Source organism: Microbacterium sp. KHB019 (assembly GCF_037285405.1).
In the GTDB taxonomy this organism is placed as follows: domain Bacteria; phylum Actinomycetota; class Actinomycetes; order Actinomycetales; family Microbacteriaceae; genus Microbacterium.
Genome location: NZ_JBBDHF010000003.1, coordinates 151,731 through 170,082, shown reverse-complemented (window position 1 = coordinate 170,082; position 18,352 = coordinate 151,731). Strand labels below are relative to the sequence as shown.

The following is an 18,352-nucleotide window of genomic DNA, read 5'->3' as shown; positions in this document are numbered from 1 at the left end:
GGTGGCGAACCCTGATTGTCAACCCTGTTCGGTGCACGCGTGGTCTCGGCGAAGGTGTAAGCATGAAGGCACTCAGCTGGCAGGGTAAACGCGACGTCCAGGTCACCGAAGTCGACGATCCACAGATTCAAGAGCCGACCGACGCGATCATCCGCGTCACTTCATCGGCGATCTGCGGGTCCGACTTGCACCTGTACGAATTGCTCGGTCCTTTCCTCGATCGCGGTGACGTGCTCGGGCATGAGCCGATGGGAGAGGTCATCGAGGTCGGCGCCGATGTGACGCAGATCAAGGTCGGCGATCGCGTCGTGATTCCGTTCAACATCGCCTGTGGACACTGCTTCATGTGCCGCCGAGGCCTGCAATCCCAGTGCGAGACGACTCAGGTGCGCGAGTACGGCAGCGGCGCCGCTCTCTTCGGGTACACGAAGCTCTACGGTCAGATCCCGGGCGGACAGGCAGAGTACCTTCGGGTGCCGTTGGCCGACTACAACCACGTCCTCGTGGGGAGCGAACTCCCCGACGACCGGTATCTGTATCTCAGCGACATCCTGCCGACGGCGTGGCAGGGGGTCGAGTATGCGCACGTTCCCGAGGGCGGGACGCTCGCGGTGCTCGGTCTCGGCCCGGTTGGTCAGCTCGTGTCGCGCATCGGCACGCATCGCGGCTTCCGCGTACTCGCGGTGGATCCGGTCCCGGAGCGACGCGCGATGGCTGAGCGTCACGGCATCCTCACCTATGACCTGACGGACACGGTCGTCGAAGAATTGCGTGATCTGACCGATGGCCGCGGCGCGGACTCCGTCGTCGACGCCGTCGGGCTCGAAGCGCACGGCGCTCCCGGCGTGAAGTTCGCCCAGCAGGCGATCGGGTTGCTCCCGGATGCCGTGGCGCGAGCGGCGCTCGACAAGGCAGGAGTCGACAGACTCACCGCACTGTATGCCGCGATCGACCTCGTTCGTCGCGGGGGAACGGTCTCGCTCAGCGGCGTGTACGCCGGCGACGCCGACATCCTTCCGATGAAGACGATGTTCGACAAGCAGCTGAGCCTGCGCATGGGCCAGTGCAATGTGAAGCATTGGATCGATGATCTGCTTCCGTTGGTCGAAGACCCGGCGGACCCGATCGGCGTGATGGATCTCGCGACGCATCACGCGCCGCTCGAGGATGCTCCCGGCCTCTATTCGACTTTCCAGCGCAAGGAGGACGGCTGCATCAAGGTCGTCCTCAACCCCTGACCCACGACGAAAGGAAGCGCATCATGAGCGATTCGACGACCGATCCCGAAAGCAATACCCCGGCTGAGCCGAAGCGCCCCGATCCGGAGCAGATGCCGGACGCCGAGGAGATGCAGGAGCCGAGCGCGGAGAAGGACCCCGGTGAGGAGCCCAAGGCCCCTGCTCGCGAGGAGCCCGAACCCAGCCATGAGGCGGTCGGCATCGGCATCATCGGACGGCCGCAGGTCGAACCCGAGCTGGGTGACGAGGGCGAAGGGACGGATGACGCCGAGTAGCGTCGGGCGCGCGCCGTTACAGATCCCAATCGCTCATCGCGTCGCTCGGGTGCAGATGCTCGGGCGTGGACGACTCCGGCCGGACGGTGATCACGACCCTCGACTGAGGCGAGACGAGGACGGAGACGAGGTGCGCGCTGTCGGCGAGGTCGACGAACGTCGGCCTCGACTGCGCGGCTGCTTGGATCTTTGACATGACGTCGACCAGGTCGAGATCTCGCCCGAGCGTGTACTCTCTGCCATCGATCTCGACGTAAGTCGTTGTGCGCCTGCTTTCCCCGTCCATACGAAGAGGGTAGAAGGGCGCATTGGCGGACACTGAGGGCCTTGCGGGATGCTGCAGGAGAAGGTACATGCGCCGGGAAGGCATCCAGTCGCCCCAGGATCGACTCGGCGGAAGCTATGGCTGCCGACGGCGTCTGATGATCTGGATGAAGCTCGAGACGGCGAGCAACACCATCGCCACAACGGTGAACCAGAGGGTGCCGCCCACCACGCCAGTCAGGATCAGCACAGTACAGAGGATGGCGTAGGAGCCCCCGAAAGTCAGGCCAATCCAAGTCATTGTCGGGTTCACCTCGCGTTGTCGCATACCTCCACCCTCGCAGTCCGGGATAAGGCTGTCGAGCCGTCATGGAAACATCCGGAGGATGAGCCGGCGGACGTTCGACAATCTGGCTGTGCCCGTCGATCCCGTTGCAATGCGACAGATAGCGCATCCCGCGTCGGACAGGCAAGCCCCTGACCGCGGCGCGCGCACTCGTTCTATGTTCGACCGAACAGCAGAGAGCGGAGCCATCATGCCCAAGGGAGACGTCGAAACCTTCCACGAGAACGGTACGTGGCACAACCACGTGACGGGCGAGGCCGGGAACACCGGTGAGACCTACCGGACACAGGCCGGAGCAGCCGAAGAGGGCCGGCAGATTGCGGCCAGCCGTGAGGTGGAGCACATCATCAAAGACAAGGACGGCCAGGTCTCTGAGCGGAACAGCTACGGAAAAGACCCGCGCGACGTCAAGGGCTGACGACCATAGTCACCCGTGGATGTTCAATCCGCTCCCATGTGTTCGGCTGCGGCGTTGACATGTTGAAGCGTGGTCGGCGGTTTCCTATAATGACCTCGACGCCTGATGGGTGAGTTCTCCCTGTCGCCGAGATGAGTGCTCGTCACGCTCGACGCTCTACTCAGCGAAGTGGGGTCTCCGTTCCTTTCAAGCGCACCTGGTTCCGTCTGATTGGAGTGTTGAGATGTCGCTGATGCCTGATCCTCGGTTCGAGTTGAAGAAGGTCACGGACTCGGAGTGGTTGATCCTTGACCACCGTTACGGGCCGAACGATGCGCGTAGGACAGTTGCCTGTGTTCACCAGATGGAAGAGTGTCTGGTCGGTGTGGTCTGGGTGCGCGATCTCCCGTTGCGGGTTTCTTACACGGATGCGGCCGAGGTTCTCGAGGACGTGAACCGCTTCCACTCCAGAAGCCGTTCGCGCCGCCCGATCCAGATTCCGCACTTCCCGCCCCTGGCAGCGGCAGCATAGGGCACTCGCAACCGCCGCCCGCCCGACATCCTTGACATCACACCCGCGTGCTCTACCAACAGCTCGCGCGCGCGCTGCGCGGTCACGGAAAGGCCGTGGCCGAGCCGACCACGGCCCGGCGTGTCCGCGCGTTCAGTCAGAATCGTTTCTGCTGCGTAAGCGACGGATAAGAGTGTCTCCCAGGATCCTGTCCACAAGCCGATCCGAGTCGGCAGTATGTGAAGGTGGTGCCCCTGGAGGGACTCGAATGCGAATCGAGCAATTCGCATACCGGTATACAACGACAAATTCCGCGTAACTACGCGGATTGTGGGAGTCGTGGCGACATCAAACGACGTCCGAAAACCGCTAGTTGGAAACAGGATGCGGCCAAAATGCGGCCACGCCGCGGCCCCGAATCCCTGTCTTGGAGGGGCGCTCAGATGTATGCCGAAATGGGATGCGCTCGAGGTCGAGATCACCGAATTGCCGAGACTCGTTTTTTGAGCAGTTTGTCGCTGTCTGCTTGCCATTGGTGGGCAACTCGCACATTTGGTGTTCGACGCGTCGCGTTGCTGTCACAGGTCGATCGACGGGCCGGAAGGTGATCCCGGAGCCTGGTGAGGGCGCGTCCGTTTTTCGTCGACGGCCCGGATCCTGTTATGCGTCTCGCGGGTGATCAGGTCGACGGCGAGGCCGGCTTCACGGGCGCGGGCCATCATGCGCGTGGCGGTGCTGACGCTCACCCCGAGCTGCTCCGACACGAGCTTGAGGGGCGCCAGATTCACCGTCGCCGCGATCCGATACAGCGTCACCGCTTCGCGCACCGTCTCCTCGTAGGTTCGATCGGTGCGCGACCTCACCTCGGCCAAGTAGTCGCGGAGAGGTTCGGGCTTGCCCTGTGCTCGGGTCACCTCGACCACGCGCATGGAGGAGACCGCGACGAGGTACTGGACTCGTACGTCGCGGAGCGCGGCCGCTGTCACCTCCGCGCCCTCCTCCGCGCGATCGAGGCGGACCGATGCCGCGACGGTGCGGCGCAGCTGCTCGTCGAACACCACCTGCAGGCGGATGGCTCCGGCGACGTTCGGCTCTCCGGTGGCGACGACGTCCCACGCTTTCGGGATGCTCACGCCGTCGCCGACATCGATTCGCTCCCTGTCGGTCACCTCGACTGCCACGTCACTCATGCCGTGAGCCTTTCACGATTCCGGTGCGATGAGCAATACGTGTCGCGGATTGCTCACGACAGGAGTACTGTGTGGGCAAGTGGTGACATGCATTGCTCACGAGAGGAGAAGGACATGAACAAGACAGACACGTCACTCGCCCTGACGATGAAGGATGCCGCCAAGCTCGTCGGCGTCGACTACCGCACGATCAAGCTCGGCATCGAGAGCGGAACCATCCCTACGGTGCAACTCGGGCCGCGCCGGATGATCCCGCGGGTGCCGTTGCTCCGGGCATTTGGCATTGACGTGTAGTTACGCCGCTAGGGACAGTGGGGAAAGGTGTTGACGCTGGGCTCATGCCTTCGCATCGGGCTCATGCCTTCGCATCGGGCTCATTCACCGGAATGAATACAGCATTCAGAGCGTCCTGCCCATCGGCGACGGAGCCGCGTACCACGAACGAAAGCTGGTCGAGCGCTTCAAGCCAGTAGTAGATGTCTTGATCGTCGCTAAACCTGCCACACGTTCGCAAGAGCGATTCAGTTACGTCCTGCACATCCCACATCGCCTGGACGGCAGCCGTCTCCAAGTCGTATGGTCTGGGCCCGAGCAGGCCGACCGCGGCATCGCCGCTCTTGAGGGCACGAATAGTTCCTAGGTGCGTCGCGTGTACTTGGCGACTCGCTGCTCTGTATCGAGCACGGTCCCAGGGCTGCCGCACTTCCTGCTCAAGCCGGGAGAACGGAATACGGCGCGGCACGGACGACGACTTTGACTTCTTTACGAATCGTGGCATCGCCCACCCGTTCTCGATCAGCATGGACTCGCTGTGCTTTGCAATGACCTCTCTGAAGCGACCCTCAAGTTCACGCTCCGCGACGAGCCATTTCTTGCTCCTGCGAGCAGCGCCGGCAGGCGCGAAGTCTGCCCTGGAGTTCCACATGTCAACTATGTGGCTATCGAGGTAGCGCTCCGAAAGAATCGCCTCGAAACGGTGAAGGAACTTTGCGATAACGCGTACCTCGTGCAGTGTTCGCGCCAACGATAGAGAGCCGGATGGGTAGCCCATCGTCGTGAGGACGAAGATCTCTTCAATCAGCACGAGTGACCGGGCATGGAGATGAGTCAAAGCGTGGACCTTTGGCGCGGTGCGGGCGCTCGCGGGGATCCACTTTCTCAACGCAAGGTCGTTCACATACCCTGCCAACTGCACGTAGCCCGCTAATAGGAATCTGGTCGTTGAGAATGCCTCGCCAATAGACGTACCGAACGACGACAGTCCATCCGCTCGAGCGATTCCAAGAAGCAGTGCCTCGTTGACGAGGTCCCCCAGGTGACGACCCCAATACTCTTCCTGTTGGGTTACGAAGTGTTCGCTCTGAAGGTGCTTTCGCGAAGGATTGCCGCGGGCAGCTCTGATTCGTCGTGCTAGACGGGCGAAAATGACGTCCTCGTCCTCGGCGCCTGGCCAAGGGTCGCGGTCGGATTCTTCCATAACCAAAGCGTAGAGTCTCACCGAGACGCGGAGTGATCCATCAACATGGCCGTCGGTCGGGCCATGCGCTCGGGGAACGCTGCCCTGCCCAGCACAGGTCAAGTCCCGGGACGTGGTGTAGTGGTCAGTGATCCTTCTGGTTGTTAGGCGCTGAGTTCGAGGACGGTGTCGGTGTTCACCTCCGATCCGGTGTCTGTGACGAGCGTGAGTCGGCTCTTGGCGAGGATGTCGAGTCCGAGGTAGCGGCGGCCTTCGGCCCATTCGTCGGTCTGCTCGGCGAGGACGGCGCCGACGAGGCGGATGATCGCGTCGCGGTTGGGGAAGATGCCGACGGAGTCGGTGCGGCGTCGGATCTCGCGGTTGAGGCGCTCGTTGGGGTTGTTGGACCAGATCTGCTGCCAGAGCCCTTCGGGGAACCCGGTGAAGGCGAGGATGTCTGCCCGGGCGGTGTCGAGGTGCTCGTGAGCGTCCGGGAGCTTGTCGTCGACGTAGTCGAGGAGTCGGTCGAACTGGGCGTTCACGGCATCAGCGTCGGGCTGGTCATAGACCGAGTGCAGCATCGCTTTGACCGCCGGCCACATGCTTTTCGGTGTCACGGACATCAGGTTCGCGGCGTAGTGGGTGCGGCAACGCTGCCAGACCGCGCCGGGCAGGTTCGCCGCGATCGCCTCCACCAAGCCCTGGTGCGCGTCGGAGGTGACCAGGCGGACGCCACTGAGGCCGCGGGCGACGAGGTCGGCGAAGAAGCTGTTCCAGACCGCCCCGGTCTCACTCGTCGCGACACGAAGTCCGAGGACTTCGCGGCGTCCGTCGGCGTTGACGCCGGTCGCGACCAGCACCACCGCGTTGATGACTCGGCCGCCTTCGCGGACCTTCATGGTGAGAGCGTCGGCGGCGACGAACGTGAACGGGCCCGCATCGCCGAGCGGTCGGTGGCGGAACTGGTCGACGTGCTCGTCGAGCTCCGCTGCCATCCGCGAGACCTGCGATTTCGAGAGGGAGTGGATCCCGAGGGTCTTCACCAGCTTGTCCATCCGACGGGTCGAGACACCGGCGAGGTAGCAGTCGGCGACGACGGTGATCAGTGCCGTCTCGGCACGTTTGCGCCGTTCGAGCAGCCACTCCGGGAAATAGGTGCCCTGGCGCAGCTTCGGGATCGCGACGTCGATGGTCCCCACGCGGGTATCGAGGTCGCGGTGCCGGTAGCCGTTGCGCTGCGTGAGCCGGTCGGGTGAGGGCTTGCCCCATTCCGCGCCGGCGACGGCGTCCGCGTCGGCGGACAGGAGCGTGTTGATCGTGGTTTGCAGCAGGCTGCGCATCAGATCCGGCGACGCGTCGGCCAGTGCTTCGCTAAGCACGCTCGCAGGGTCGACAATATGAAGTGCGGTCATCGTGATGATGCCTTTCGAGTGGAGGTAAGAGACTTCTCGAAGGATCACACGGTGACCGCGCTTACGTCGGGAGCGACGAGCCGGCCACCGTGGGCTACACCACTTTAAGGGGCACTACTCCAGCACAGTGCTCGTCGGCGAAGATCCAGCACGTCATGGCCCCGCGCTCAGCCGGTCGGGGCGATCGTGTGCGGGACGATGGCTCTCCATCACGCAAAGGGGCATCACTGGAGCGTTGCGCGACCAGAAGCGGGCTATACCTCCCCGCGATGCGACCTAGACGGGGAGCTTCTCGTAGTTCTCGTGGCAGGTGGCGCACCGCGGAAGGTGCTCGTGGTCGGCAGTCGGCACGAACCAGTGTCCGCACATCGCGCGGACCGCTTCGCCTTCGACTGTCGATCGAGTGAGGTTATCGCGCGGCGCGTAGTGGGCGATTGTTCCGAGGCGTACTTCGCCGGGACGGACGCTTGCGTGGACCTCGCCGGATTCCGCAGCAGCCTGTGCCTGAGAAATGGAGACCTCCGTGAGGCTCGTCCAGTGGGACATCGCGGGCCCGTCGAGCGGAGCGTCTTCCCAGGCTTCCATGCTCGGGTCGATGGCGGTGCACACGACACGGCTCGCGATGTCGCGTAGGTTCGCCTTCTCCCATCCGTGGGGATTCAGCACGACTAGAAGCTCCTTCACGGTGGCCCCGCGAATAGTTGACGACACCACTGTCATCTCCAACTGCAGAAGCGGACTGCCGTCTGGGCCGTTGACTTCTGCCGTGTACGCGGACTCCTCGTCCTGCAACGCGGTATGCAGTAGGACGAGCGCGGTGAGATGGAGCTGAAGCTTCCACGCGCCGAGGCGAGCGACCTTATCTTCGATGACTCGGAGGACGCGGTCTTCCTCATCCGGGAGGAAGCGATCTGATCCGGAGGCGCAGTCCGCGGAGAATTGGGCGTAGAAGTCTTCGGGCGAGCCGGCGCGGTGATACCCGGCAGCTCCGAGCCACACCGTCTCCTCTCCGTTGTCGTCAGGGAGGATGACGGCGGCTCCGCGCCACCGGGTGCCGAAAGTCTGCTTCAGCCACTGGCGGTCCTTGACGGACTTGATGGTCTGCCGCAGGCGGTCACGATCGTCGCCATCGCTGAACTGATCATCGAATGAGTGAATCAGCGGGTGGCCAAGCCTGCACAGCGCCGGCATCTGCGTAAGGTGACGAGAGATCGCCGCGTCGGTGACGTCGCCGCGCATTCGCTTTTCGATGAGCTCCCGCAGTCGCTGGACTGCGATGAGATCCGTAGGGGTCGTCCAATCCTGCGTAAAGTCCTCCGCCGCGCATCGGAGTGTCACTCGCCTGGATCGTCCCATTCATCCAGCATACGAACGAGACCCGACAGAGTGCGTCAATCGAACTCGTCGAGCGCGAGGTGATCGGCCTCGTCCGCGTGCGCCCTGTTCTCCGCAAGTCGCTTTTGCGCTTCGAACATGCGCGCGCGATAGGCAAGCAAGTCTGTGGCCGCAATGCGACGGTCGCGGGAACCTACGACGTGATGCGGTATCGCGCCGGAGTCGAGGATCTTGTAGAGGTGCGTGCGGCTGATGCCGAGCAGACCTGCCGCCTCGGACGGTGTTAGCGTTTCGCGGGGCTTGATGACAAACATGTCCTCGCCCCCGCGCAGCGCATGCGAAAGTGTCTCGAGGGCGGAGCGCAGGATGCCTTCGGGCAACTTGTCTCGGGTCTCCTCGAGGATGTCAATCTCGGTTGTCGGCACGCTGGATGCGTCGAGCTTGGGCATGGGGAATTGCCTCAATCGTCAGGTGGATTGTGCGTGTGTGCCGCGCTTTCGCGGCCCGGGCGCCCTGGGGCTAGTGGGTACGGCTGACGGGAACGGTCACCGTCGTCGGCGGATGCGCATGTCACAAGTGTCACAGATGTCACAGCGTGTGTCAAATATGAATCACTACGTGTCAACAATGATGCAATCGTCGTCGATTGCGGGCGCGCCGATCTGATGAGCATCGTGAATTTCATCGAGAAAGCGCACGGCGCCACAGAGCCGGAACGTCCACCACCGCAGGAGCGGAGCACATCAGCCACGCCATTGCGGGTGGTCGATTGGTCCGGGTAACGTTCCCTGGCATCACCGCCCCGACATCCGACGAATCACCGACGCGTATGCGTCGAGAGCATCGAAGATGCCGCGGTGCTGCCACACGCGGCCGCGGCTCTTCCCCGTGGTCTCGATGAGCACCCCCCGCCCGGTAAGCGAATCGAGCGCGCGAAGCGCGGTCATCTCACCGAGACCCAGCGCGCTCTTGAGGTACTTGACGTTCACTGCGGGCTGGCCCACCAGTGTGGGCAGGATCTTCCACGCCGCGGCATCCGCACGGATGCCCACCATCTTCACGCGGGACTCCTCGAACTGCTCGACGAGAGCGTCGACGAGCTGCATGCCCGTCGTCGCAGCGATCCTGCTCGCGCCTGCGAAGTCGCGGATGATAGGGCCGGCATCCCCCTCACGGAAAGAGCTGAGGGCATCGAAATAACGGGGCACGTCGACAAGGAGGCCGGCCGAGATCGGCACAGCCGTCGATCCGACGAGCCCCTTGTTCCGCAGGATCGACTGCGCGAGTGCGCGGCCGGTTCGACCATTGCCATCCGGGAACGGGTGGATCGTCTCGAACTGTGCGTGCGCGACAGCGACCTGCACGAGCACAGGCATGTCCTGGCGCTTCGCGAAGCGGACGAGATCCCCGATCGATCCGGGAACGCGGTCGTGATGTGGTGGAACGAAGTCGGCGAAACGAGGGCCGGCTTCGCCCCGTCCGATCCAGACCTGTTCGGCACGGAATCGGCCGGCATCCTCGGGAGGGAAGCCCGAGTGGTGGAGCATGAGCGCCTTGTGCATCGCCAGAATGGAGTCCTCGCTGATGTCATCGGCCAATTGCAGAGCGGCCTCCATCGCGCGGACGTTGCCCACGACTGTGAGCGCGTTCGCTTTGTCGCCCTCGTCGATCTCAGCGAGGGCGAGCTGCTTGGCCGACGTCGTCAGCTGCTCGATCTGCGAGCTCGAAGCTGATTCGGTGCGCAGAAGGATCGCCGTCATCGGCCCCAACGCGGGGTTGCCGGTACCGAGCTTCCGTTGCGCGTGATGGTCGAACTCGACCAACTGGCGAGTTGCGTCCTCGACATCCGCCGAATCCTCGCTCGAGATGACAGGCGACCACGCCGCGATGGCTGGAGTGACCGCGGCGTCGTATGGTCCGGTCTGTCGCTCCACCTCGGCCCGCGAGTGAATCTCGGGCGCGCGCGGCGCCCAATCGTAGGTCTCGTACGTCACCGCATCGATGGGGACGAGACTGCCCGTAGGTGTGACCATCGCCGTAGTTTACCAACAGATACAGCGATAAGTGTTAGTAACCGACTTCCTCGCCAACGGATGCTGCGGGGCTCACGCAGCGTCAGTCAGTTCGGTGCGCTCCCAATCCTCGGCCTCCGCAGCGTGGGATGCGACATCATCGCCCGACGCGCCGATCGCAGACCTCAACAGGTGGAGACGCCATCGCCTGTCCTCAGCGTCTGCGAGATGCGCGAGGTGCGCACCGAGCGTGAGCCCGTCACGCGCGGCTTGCTCCTTGAGTCGGTCGCGGAGCTCGACGCTGACTTTGATGGTCGCAGTCACACCCCAAAGTATGACCGACAAGCGAGCAACTGCAGCAAGAACCCGAATCGCGAAGGCTACGAGCTCGGCGTTAGATTCCGATCCCACGCCCCGAACCTGGCGCCTCGACGACCGGCCCGGTCGCTTCCTTGTCCCGCGCCGCCCGCCGCACCTCCTCGGCCGCCGCCCGCACGGCATCCTGCATCGTCAACTCCGGCGTCCCGCGCTGCATCGACTCGGCCAGGCACTCGCGAGCCGCAGCATCCGTTCGCGCCACGACGATCGCGACGTTGTGCACCCGCCCGCGCGTGAGGCCGACGTAGAGCCCCGCTGCATCCACGTCCGGCCCGACCACCGACGCGTCGGCCGTGTCGCCCTGCACACCGTGCACGGTGGACGCGTACGCGAGCTGCAAGTGATCGCGCGCGTAGTCGGCCGAGACTCGCGCCCGCTCGCCGCTGTCGCTCACGGAGACAAGAGACACGCGCTCATCGCGGATGCCGCGCACGATCCACTGCGCACGATTCTCGACGCCCGTGCGACGGTCGTTGCGACGGGTCTGGACGATGTCGCCGACGAGGATCCGCTGCTCGCCCATTCCCCACGCGACGACACCGGCATCGATCTCGCCCTGCTCCACTCGCCGTTGCTGGATGGCATCGTTGATCGCATCCGCCTCGGCGTTCGTGCCGGACACCAGCGTCACCCGCTTGCCGCGCGCGTGCCATTCGAAGTACGCCTCGATCATCCGCTCACGTGCCGCGTCGTGATGGTCAACCCGGTCGACGTGGCCGTGTTCGGCGAGCTCGCCCGCAACCGACAGTGCACGCTCGTGATCACCCGCATCCCGGAGCCGCAGTGTGAGCGCCGCGTAGTCGGGATCGCGAAACCGGTGCACTGTGTCGAGCTCGACCGCGGCGTTCGCATGCCGGATCGCAGACCCCATCGCTCCCGCGTGGCCGACTGGCAGCGCCTGATGCGTGTCACCGACGAACGCCAGCCCGACACCGTGCTCGATCGCGAGTTCGACGAGGGCGTTCGCCGCCTGCAGGTCGACCATGCCGGCCTCGTCGACGACGATCCGGTCGCGCGGACGCAACACGTACTGGCTCGGTCCGCCGTATGCTGCGCCCGTGCCGGGATCGAGTTCTCCCACTTGGACCCTGGTCCAGACTTTCGCCCCGGCCGCGTCTATGGCCCATCGGTAACCGTGGTCGGAGAGCAGGGCGTGAATGCTGGATGCCGCGGCGCCGACCTCGCGAGACGCCACTGATGCCGCCTTTCGGGTGGGAGCAACGACGAGTATCCGTCGCCGCTGCGACGTCAGCGCCGCGAACGCGGCGCACAGCATCCTCGTCTTACCTGCGCCGGCGGGCCCGGTCACCGTCACGAGCCCGTGCGTGCCGGCGATGGCGCACGCCGCCGCGCTCTGCGAGGCATCCAGCGTCGAAAGATCCGCGTTCGGTGCCAGCCTGTGCAGCTCGCCGGTCAGGAGCGAGCGTCCTGGTCGGGCGAGCACGTCCAAGCGTCCGGCGAGCCGCACCTTGGTGTGTACGGTTTCGGTCGCCATGAACGCCTTGACGTGCGCGGGCGGGTACTCCGCAACGAGCCGATGGACGGAATGTGCGGCCCGCTCGGTGATCTCGGTGATCACGCCGTCGAGTCGGTCGCGCTCGGCGACGATGCCTGTGCGCGAGAGCGCGCGCATGGCGCCCGCGCGGATGTCGAAGATGCTGAACCTTCCGCCGCATGAGGTGGACCGCTCGTCGGCGTCGACTACTGCCTGTGCCGCGAGCAGATCTAGATCGATGGCATCCAGGTCTGCCGCATCGACTGGAGCGGGCGCGTGAGGCGTGATCAGTCTCGGATCGATTGCAGCGATCTCGTCGCGGACGTGAGCCTCCCAAGCTGCCTCGTCGAGGTCGGCCGGTTTGTTCGGGCGTGACACCGCCCAGGCGCGCCGATCGATCTGCTGCAGCACCTCCACGCTCGGAGCCGAGCCTCTGTGCGCCGCCGACCACTCCGCGATCAGGTGCGCGCGGTTGGATTCGATCTGCGCCGCCCGGCGCGAGACGGGTCGGACGGCGCTGGCGAGTTCGGCGATCTCGCCTGTCTCGTCCAGCATGTATCCGTGCCGGGCGAGCGCGGCGACCCAGGCGGGATCGGTGCGGGCGGCGAGCTCGCCCTCGGCGTTGACGACGGTGTGCAGTTTCATCGCGACACGCGAGTCGAGGTTCGACCACTTGCCGTCGGCGCCGAGCACCTTGATGTTCAGCCAGAGGTGACGGTGGATGTGCGGGTCGAGCGCACGCGAGCGACGGTGCTGCAGCTCGAGGACCTCGACGCGGGTGATCTCCTCACGGATGAGCCCGCCGTGTCCGCGTCGTGCGTTGAGCTCGGTCTGCCAGGTGAGCAGGATGCGTTCACACAGTCGGTCTTGGAGAGCTTCGAATTCGGTGGCGAGTTCGGGATGCAGCAGCGCGGCGATGCTGTACGACTTCGGGTGGTTGAGCGTTCCGTCGAGCAGCAGGTCGGCGTCGGGGCTCAGCCGCTGATGGCCGCGCTCTTCTCCGGTGACCGGGTCGTGGCCGGTGAGCCAGACGCGAAGCCCGCCGGCAGTGAGCTCGTCGGAAGTGATGACGCCGTTGTTGACGATGAACCGGGAAACGGTTGAATCGGATGCTGCGCTATATGTCTCGAGCGCGTTGACACCGGTCGTGTGATGAAGATGTGCGTCGCACGTGCCCTCGAGTGCGTAGGAGATCGCCTGTCGAACCCCCCGGGAATCGACACCTCGTTTCCAGCGCTCGAGACCTCCTCGCATGCCGCCAGGATAAGTCGCGTTTTACGGGTTATCCAGGTATTTTCACGATGTGTAGCAAGGTGTAGGGGTGTGCTTCTATAGGGTGCCGCTCACCGAGGGTGCCTGCGTGCATTGCATCGCTTCTGTGTGGTCGCGAACGCCCACTCTCGGGGGGCAGCCGAATACGCACCACATGCGTTTCGGCGTGAATCGGTTTCGGCAAGGGGTTTCGGCGGATCGTTCCTCGGCGTGTCGCGCAGGTCGCTGTCGCAAGAGACGAGGTCGCCGGAAACGATCGTTTTCGGTGGGCTAAGGCGAGCAGGTTTGAACAGTCGGGGCGGGCATCTGGCGACCCCGCCCCGACTGTGCATCGCGAGGCAGTGCTCGAGCGATGCGGTGGCGTGCTGTGCACGCAGGTACGTGCTCGTGGGGGCGAGCACGTACGTCTCAGGGCTGCACGACGGGGAGGCCTGTCGTGGCGGCGGCGTCTTCCAGGGAGCCGAGGTTGAGGAGGTCGGTGAAGCCGGCCTGCTTCATCAGGTCGATGGCGACTCCTGCCCGGTTACCTGAACGGCAGTAGACGAGGTAGGTGGCTTCGGGGTCAAGGTCCGGCAGCGCAGCTTGGAGGTCGCCGCCCGTGACGTCGAGCAGGAGGGCGCCGTCGAGGTGGCCGGTGGCGCGCTCGGCGGGGGTGCGCACGTCGATGATGACCGCGTCGGGGCCGAGGTCAGCCTGTGGTGTGGGTGTGCTGGCGCAGGAGGTGAGCGTGAGTGCGGTGATGACGGCGAGGGTGGTGAGGGTTAGGCGGCCCATGTGCGTCCTTTCGTTGTGAGGGAGCGAGAGTGTCAGCGGTCGCAGGCGCCGTTGGCGCAGTGGCGGGTGGGCTGCCTACTGAAGCGTTGGTGCAGGGCACATCCCGCGCACCACCCGAGGGTGGCTTCTAGGAGCAGGACTGTGAAGCAGACTCCGCAGAGCCCGAGAGTCACGGGTAGCGGGACCATTCCAGCGCTCATCGTCACGCACGAGATAGCAGCGAGACCGAGGGCGAGCCACCAGGCGAAGACCTTCTGCGGCGCGCCCACCCAGTGCCGACGGCGGCGGCGTGTCAGAGCACGGCCGAGGGCGAGAGTGAGGGACAGCCGGTCGCTGATGAGTACGCGCGTCGTCATGTCGAGGAGGAAGAACATGCCGAACATCTGCAGCGGCCTGATGCTGTCGGAGGCGAGCGTGATGGTAAGGGCGGTGATGCCTATGGCGAGGAGGATGCCGGCGGCGATGCGGACGGCGTGCTCGTCGAGGACGGGCACCTCGTATCCGTCGACGTGTTCCCCGGTGCGGGGCGCGGTGTCGGTCGCGTGAGGCATGGGCTTCTTTCTGGTGGTGGTCAGGCGGAGAGCGTCTGAATGATGAGGGTGGCGAGCATGGTCAGCCCCACGGCCAGCACCAGAACCCCGAACCCGGTCCGGATGCCGGCAGCCGGGAGGCGATGCGACAGTGCCAGACCGATGAAGGATCCAGCGACGGCGAGCGCGGTGAAGGTGAGGACGATGGGCCAGTGGATGGCCACGGTCGTGATCTGGGTGAGGAAGCCGGCGGACGAGTTCACGGCGACGACTAGCAGCGATGTCCCCACTGCAGCGGCGATGGGCTGGCCGAGGAAGGTGAGGGCGGGGACGATGAGGAACCCGCCGCCTGCTCCCAGTGCCCCTGTGAGGACTCCCACGCCGAGTCCCGTAGCTGTCGTTCGGATTCCACGGACGACCGGCCGCGTCGGAGGGCGCGCCGCGCGTTCTCGTCGCGGCCGCATCATGGCGATCGCTGTGACGATCATGATCGCCGCGAACAGAACGGTGAGCACGGTTTCTGGTAGCAGCTGACCAACCATCCCGCCACCGATTCCCCCGATCAAGCCGGTCGCCGCGAAGACGCCGGCGACTTTCCAGCGCACCTCGCGTCGGCGCACACGGAAGGCGGCGGAGACGGCGCTGGTGATAGCGACGACGAAGAGAGAGGAGACGATCGTCTCCCTCGTTCCGATGCCCAGGACGAGGGAGAAGATGGGGAAAGTGAGGATGGAGCCCCCGCCGCCGAGGAGCCCGAGTGCGACACCGACAAGGGCCGCGAGAGTCATCGCGAGGATGATGGAGGTGTCCACTCGAGCTCCTCGGCCGCTCAGGCGGCCGTCGGCCGAGACGGCGTCGCGGCGAGCCAGGCGTTGTAGCTGCCTTCGATCTCGATGACGTCGAGGCCGGCCCGGCGCAGGGCGCTGGCGGCGACGCTGTTGCGGACGCCGCTCTGGCAGTAGGTGAGGATCTTGCCGGCGGGCAGTTCGTCGGTGTGCCAGAGGGCCCGACCACCGGAGAGCTGCGCGGCGCCGGGGATGTGCCCGGCGTTGTACTCGGTACGGTTTCGCACGTCGAGGAGGAGCGCCGCGTCGACCTGGTCCAGGTCGGTGGGGGCGATCGTCTTGGGCTGCACCGTGGGGAGGCCATCGAGTGTGGTGATGAACCCGTCGACCTGATCGATGCCGACCCGCAGCAGATGATCCCGGAACCGGGCCGCGGCGTCCCCCGAGTCGATGATGAGGACGAGCGGCCGCGTCTCGGTGTCGGGGTCGTAGACCCAGGCGCCGTAGCTGGCTGCTTTCGCGACTCCGGGCACGTTCAGCGCGCCCTGAACAGTGCCCTCGTGCACGAGGGAGTGGTGGCGGGTGTCGACCATGATGACCCGGTCGGCGTCGATGTCGGCGTCAAGATCGAAGACGCTGCGCTCGAGGAGCGGAGGAAGTTCGCCCAGCACGGCCGGTCCGACGCGGTTCTGCCGCTTCATTCGTGCGAAGTAGGCGTGTGCGTCGGGCTGATCGTTCAACAGCGTGTCGATGAATCCCTGCTCATCGCCGGCCTCGAGGTAGGGAGCCCACCAGGCGAAACGCCGCTCGTATCCGACTGTCGAGCTTGGGACGGCGCCGAGCGCCTTGCCGCAGGCGGACCCCGACCCGTGCGCGGGGAGCACCTGCACGTAGTCGGGCAGGGTGAGGAAGTGGTCGCGGAGGCTCGCGAATAGATCCCGTGCGCCGTCGAAGCGGGTGTCGATGCCGCCTGCGGCCTCGTCCAGCAGGTCCGGGCGTCCGACGTCCCCGACGAACACGAAGTCACCGGTGAGGACATAGCCCGGCTCGGAGGTCGTGGCGCCGTCGATGACGAGGAAGGACAGGTGCTCGGGGGTGTGCCCGGGAGTGTGGACCGCCTCGACCGTGATGTTGCCGACCGTGATGCGGTGACCGTGCATTATCCGGGTGGCGTCTTGGAACCCGACACCGTACTGCCAGTCCGGGCCGCCCTCGCCGGAGACATACATCGTCGCCCCGGTACGGGCTGCGAGCTCGCGGGTGCCGGAGAGGTAGTCGGCGTGGATGTGGGTCTCGGTGACCGCGGTGATGGTCATGCTGTTCTTCGCGGCGAGGTCGAGGTAGACCTGGATGTCGCGGCGCGGGTCGACGACGATCGCTTCACCGGTGCGCTGGCAGCCGATGATGTAGCTGGCGTGGGCGAGGTCGTCGTCGTAGAGGCGTTCGAGGAGCATAAGGGTCTCCGTCGCTTTCTTCTGGGTCAGTGCGTGCAAGTGCAGCGCTGGGATACGGGGACGCCCGCGAGGGCTTGTTCGATGTGCTGGCCGCAGCCGTCCCAGGTGGGCTTGCCGCAGGAGGAGCAGGTGATTCGTGCGCACATGGTGCCAGGTCCTTTCAGGGGGTAGCGGTGTTGGCGAGCTGGCGGCGGACGTCGTCCATGTCCAGTTCGCGGGCCTTCTCGATGAGCAGCTCGAGCTGCGGTTCGGCAAGAGCTCCCGGCTGCCAGTAGACCAGGACGCCGTCGCGGACGACCATCAGGGTCGGAATCGAGGTGATGCGGTGGGCGGAGGCCAGAGCGGTCTCGGCCTCGGTGTCGACCTTCCCGAAGAGGATGTCGGGGTGCCTGTCGGATGCTGCATCGAATACCGGGGCGAAGGCCCGGCAGGGTCCACACCACTCAGCCCAGAAGTCGATCAGCGCGATGCCCTCGGCGTGGGTGAGCTGTTCGAAGTTCCCGGTGGTCAGTTCAACAGTTGCCATCGCCGATCACCGTCCGAACAGGCGGGCGAAGAAGCCACCCCGCTGAGACTGGGCGGCCTGGACTTCGGCACGGGTATGGCTGCCATTGCACCAGTCGGATGCGGGCACGGATTTCCGCACGGATGCGACGTGCTGACCGCACCCGGTCCAGGTCGTCTTTCCACAGGTGTGGCACTTCGTTGCTCTGCACATACGCTGATCTCCTTGCTCGGCGATACCCCGGGGAGTATCAGTTCATGTGAATACGATACCCCAGGGGGTATAGTGGTTGTCAACTCGACGGAAGGACCACCCATGACCGACACCCTCGTCACCGGCGACCCGCTCGTCCACGACCCCGAAGCCAAGCGCAAAGTCGTCAACCGCCTCAAGCGAGCTCAGGGCCAGCTGGCGGCGGTCATTACGGCCGTCGAGGACGACGCGCACTGCCGCGACGTCGTGCAGCAGCTCTCCGCCGTCTCGAAGGCCCTCGACCGGGCCGGATTCCTCGTGATCTCGACCGCGCTGCGGGAATGCCTCACCGATCCGGACGCCGACGACGTCACCTCCCCCGCCGAGTTGGAGAAGCTCTTCCTCTCCCTGGCCTGAACCGGTCAGGCCCGCTCCTCGGGGCCCTCGCCTGGTGACCTGGGAGGAGTTCGACGATTCCCGTGTCGAACACCGTTAGTCTTCCCAGGGCGCTGTTCGCATGGGACCGGCGCT

The 18,352-nt window shown here is 65.2% G+C and carries 20 protein-coding genes; 6 read left to right on the top strand and 14 right to left on the bottom strand.

Annotated elements, in window-relative coordinates:
* The first annotated feature begins 62 nt into the window (after nucleotides 1-62).
* Nucleotides 63-1,238, top strand: coding sequence for a zinc-dependent alcohol dehydrogenase (locus KHB019_RS12070; protein ID WP_337459073.1), 1,176 nt, complete (start codon nucleotides 63-65; stop codon nucleotides 1,236-1,238).
* A gap of 23 nt (nucleotides 1,239-1,261) precedes the next feature.
* Nucleotides 1,262-1,513, top strand: coding sequence for a hypothetical protein (locus tag KHB019_RS12065; protein WP_230103545.1), 252 nt, complete (start codon nucleotides 1,262-1,264; stop codon nucleotides 1,511-1,513).
* A 16-nt stretch (nucleotides 1,514-1,529) separates the two neighbouring features.
* On the opposite strand, the gene KHB019_RS12060 is transcribed toward KHB019_RS12065, so the two are convergent.
* Complete coding sequence (locus KHB019_RS12060; protein WP_325471885.1) at nucleotides 1,530-1,799, bottom strand: hypothetical protein; 270 nt, start codon at nucleotides 1,797-1,799, stop codon at nucleotides 1,530-1,532.
* Between the two features lie 514 nt (nucleotides 1,800-2,313).
* Between KHB019_RS12060 and KHB019_RS12055 the strand changes: the two genes are divergently transcribed.
* Nucleotides 2,314-2,541, top strand: coding sequence for a DUF2188 domain-containing protein (locus tag KHB019_RS12055; protein ID WP_230103547.1), 228 nt, complete (start codon nucleotides 2,314-2,316; stop codon nucleotides 2,539-2,541).
* A gap of 223 nt (nucleotides 2,542-2,764) precedes the next feature.
* On the top strand, nucleotides 2,765-3,052 hold the full coding sequence (locus tag KHB019_RS12050; protein WP_337459072.1) for a hypothetical protein: 288 nt from the start codon (nucleotides 2,765-2,767) through the stop codon (nucleotides 3,050-3,052).
* A 557-nt stretch (nucleotides 3,053-3,609) separates the two neighbouring features.
* Here the strand turns inward: KHB019_RS12050 and KHB019_RS12045 are convergent.
* Nucleotides 3,610-4,221, bottom strand: a complete 612-nt coding sequence (locus tag KHB019_RS12045) for a hypothetical protein (protein ID WP_337459071.1) — start codon at nucleotides 4,219-4,221, stop codon at nucleotides 3,610-3,612.
* Between the two features lie 114 nt (nucleotides 4,222-4,335).
* On the opposite strand from KHB019_RS12045, the gene KHB019_RS12040 reads away from it, so the two are divergent.
* On the top strand, nucleotides 4,336-4,515 hold the full coding sequence (locus KHB019_RS12040) for a helix-turn-helix domain-containing protein (protein WP_337459070.1): 180 nt from the start codon (nucleotides 4,336-4,338) through the stop codon (nucleotides 4,513-4,515).
* A 61-nt stretch (nucleotides 4,516-4,576) separates the two neighbouring features.
* Here KHB019_RS12040 and KHB019_RS12035 read toward each other — a convergent pair whose 3' ends face one another.
* The 12 genes from KHB019_RS12035 to KHB019_RS11980 all read right to left on the bottom strand — a co-directional run bounded on the left by KHB019_RS12035 (nucleotide 4,577) and on the right by KHB019_RS11980 (nucleotide 17,650).
* Nucleotides 4,577-5,698, bottom strand: a complete 1,122-nt coding sequence (locus KHB019_RS12035; RefSeq protein WP_337459069.1) for a DUF5677 domain-containing protein — start codon at nucleotides 5,696-5,698, stop codon at nucleotides 4,577-4,579.
* Nucleotides 5,699-5,841: 143 nt separating this feature from the next.
* Nucleotides 5,842-7,089 carry an IS256 family transposase gene (locus tag KHB019_RS12030; RefSeq protein WP_337459068.1) on the bottom strand — a complete coding sequence of 416 codons (1,248 nt, stop codon included), beginning with the start codon at nucleotides 7,087-7,089 and terminating at the stop codon, nucleotides 5,842-5,844.
* 276 nt (nucleotides 7,090-7,365) lie between these two features.
* The gene (locus tag KHB019_RS12025; RefSeq protein ID WP_337459067.1) at nucleotides 7,366-8,328 is read right to left on the bottom strand and encodes a DUF3039 domain-containing protein; all 963 of its coding nucleotides are present in this window, start codon (nucleotides 8,326-8,328) and stop codon (nucleotides 7,366-7,368) included.
* A gap of 152 nt (nucleotides 8,329-8,480) precedes the next feature.
* The gene (locus KHB019_RS12020; protein ID WP_337459066.1) at nucleotides 8,481-8,873 is read right to left on the bottom strand and encodes a helix-turn-helix domain-containing protein; all 393 of its coding nucleotides are present in this window, start codon (nucleotides 8,871-8,873) and stop codon (nucleotides 8,481-8,483) included.
* Nucleotides 8,874-9,218: 345 nt separating this feature from the next.
* Complete coding sequence (locus tag KHB019_RS12015; RefSeq protein ID WP_337459065.1) at nucleotides 9,219-10,457, bottom strand: Fic family protein; 1,239 nt, start codon at nucleotides 10,455-10,457, stop codon at nucleotides 9,219-9,221.
* A gap of 72 nt (nucleotides 10,458-10,529) precedes the next feature.
* Complete coding sequence (locus tag KHB019_RS12010) at nucleotides 10,530-10,760, bottom strand: hypothetical protein (RefSeq protein WP_337459064.1); 231 nt, start codon at nucleotides 10,758-10,760, stop codon at nucleotides 10,530-10,532.
* Nucleotides 10,761-10,830: 70 nt separating this feature from the next.
* Complete coding sequence (locus KHB019_RS12005) at nucleotides 10,831-13,563, bottom strand: AAA family ATPase (RefSeq protein WP_337459063.1); 2,733 nt, start codon at nucleotides 13,561-13,563, stop codon at nucleotides 10,831-10,833.
* A gap of 426 nt (nucleotides 13,564-13,989) precedes the next feature.
* The gene (locus KHB019_RS12000) at nucleotides 13,990-14,355 is read right to left on the bottom strand and encodes a rhodanese-like domain-containing protein (RefSeq protein WP_042538246.1); all 366 of its coding nucleotides are present in this window, start codon (nucleotides 14,353-14,355) and stop codon (nucleotides 13,990-13,992) included.
* A 32-nt stretch (nucleotides 14,356-14,387) separates the two neighbouring features.
* Nucleotides 14,388-14,906, bottom strand: a complete 519-nt coding sequence (locus KHB019_RS11995) for a DUF4395 domain-containing protein (protein ID WP_042538248.1) — start codon at nucleotides 14,904-14,906, stop codon at nucleotides 14,388-14,390.
* 20 nt (nucleotides 14,907-14,926) lie between these two features.
* Nucleotides 14,927-15,697: a sulfite exporter TauE/SafE family protein gene (locus KHB019_RS11990; protein ID WP_147039237.1), complete on the bottom strand. Its 771-nt coding sequence runs from the start codon at nucleotides 15,695-15,697 to the stop codon at nucleotides 14,927-14,929.
* 17 nt (nucleotides 15,698-15,714) lie between these two features.
* Nucleotides 15,715-17,124, bottom strand: coding sequence for an MBL fold metallo-hydrolase (locus tag KHB019_RS11985; RefSeq protein WP_042538252.1), 1,410 nt, complete (start codon nucleotides 17,122-17,124; stop codon nucleotides 15,715-15,717).
* Between the two features lie 160 nt (nucleotides 17,125-17,284).
* Nucleotides 17,285-17,650, bottom strand: coding sequence for a thioredoxin family protein (locus KHB019_RS11980; RefSeq protein ID WP_337459062.1), 366 nt, complete (start codon nucleotides 17,648-17,650; stop codon nucleotides 17,285-17,287).
* 294 nt (nucleotides 17,651-17,944) lie between these two features.
* Here KHB019_RS11980 and KHB019_RS11970 point away from each other — a divergent pair, with 294 nt between their 5' ends.
* On the top strand, nucleotides 17,945-18,238 hold the full coding sequence (locus tag KHB019_RS11970) for a metal-sensitive transcriptional regulator (protein WP_042538258.1): 294 nt from the start codon (nucleotides 17,945-17,947) through the stop codon (nucleotides 18,236-18,238).
* The last annotated feature ends 114 nt before the right edge of the window (nucleotides 18,239-18,352 follow it).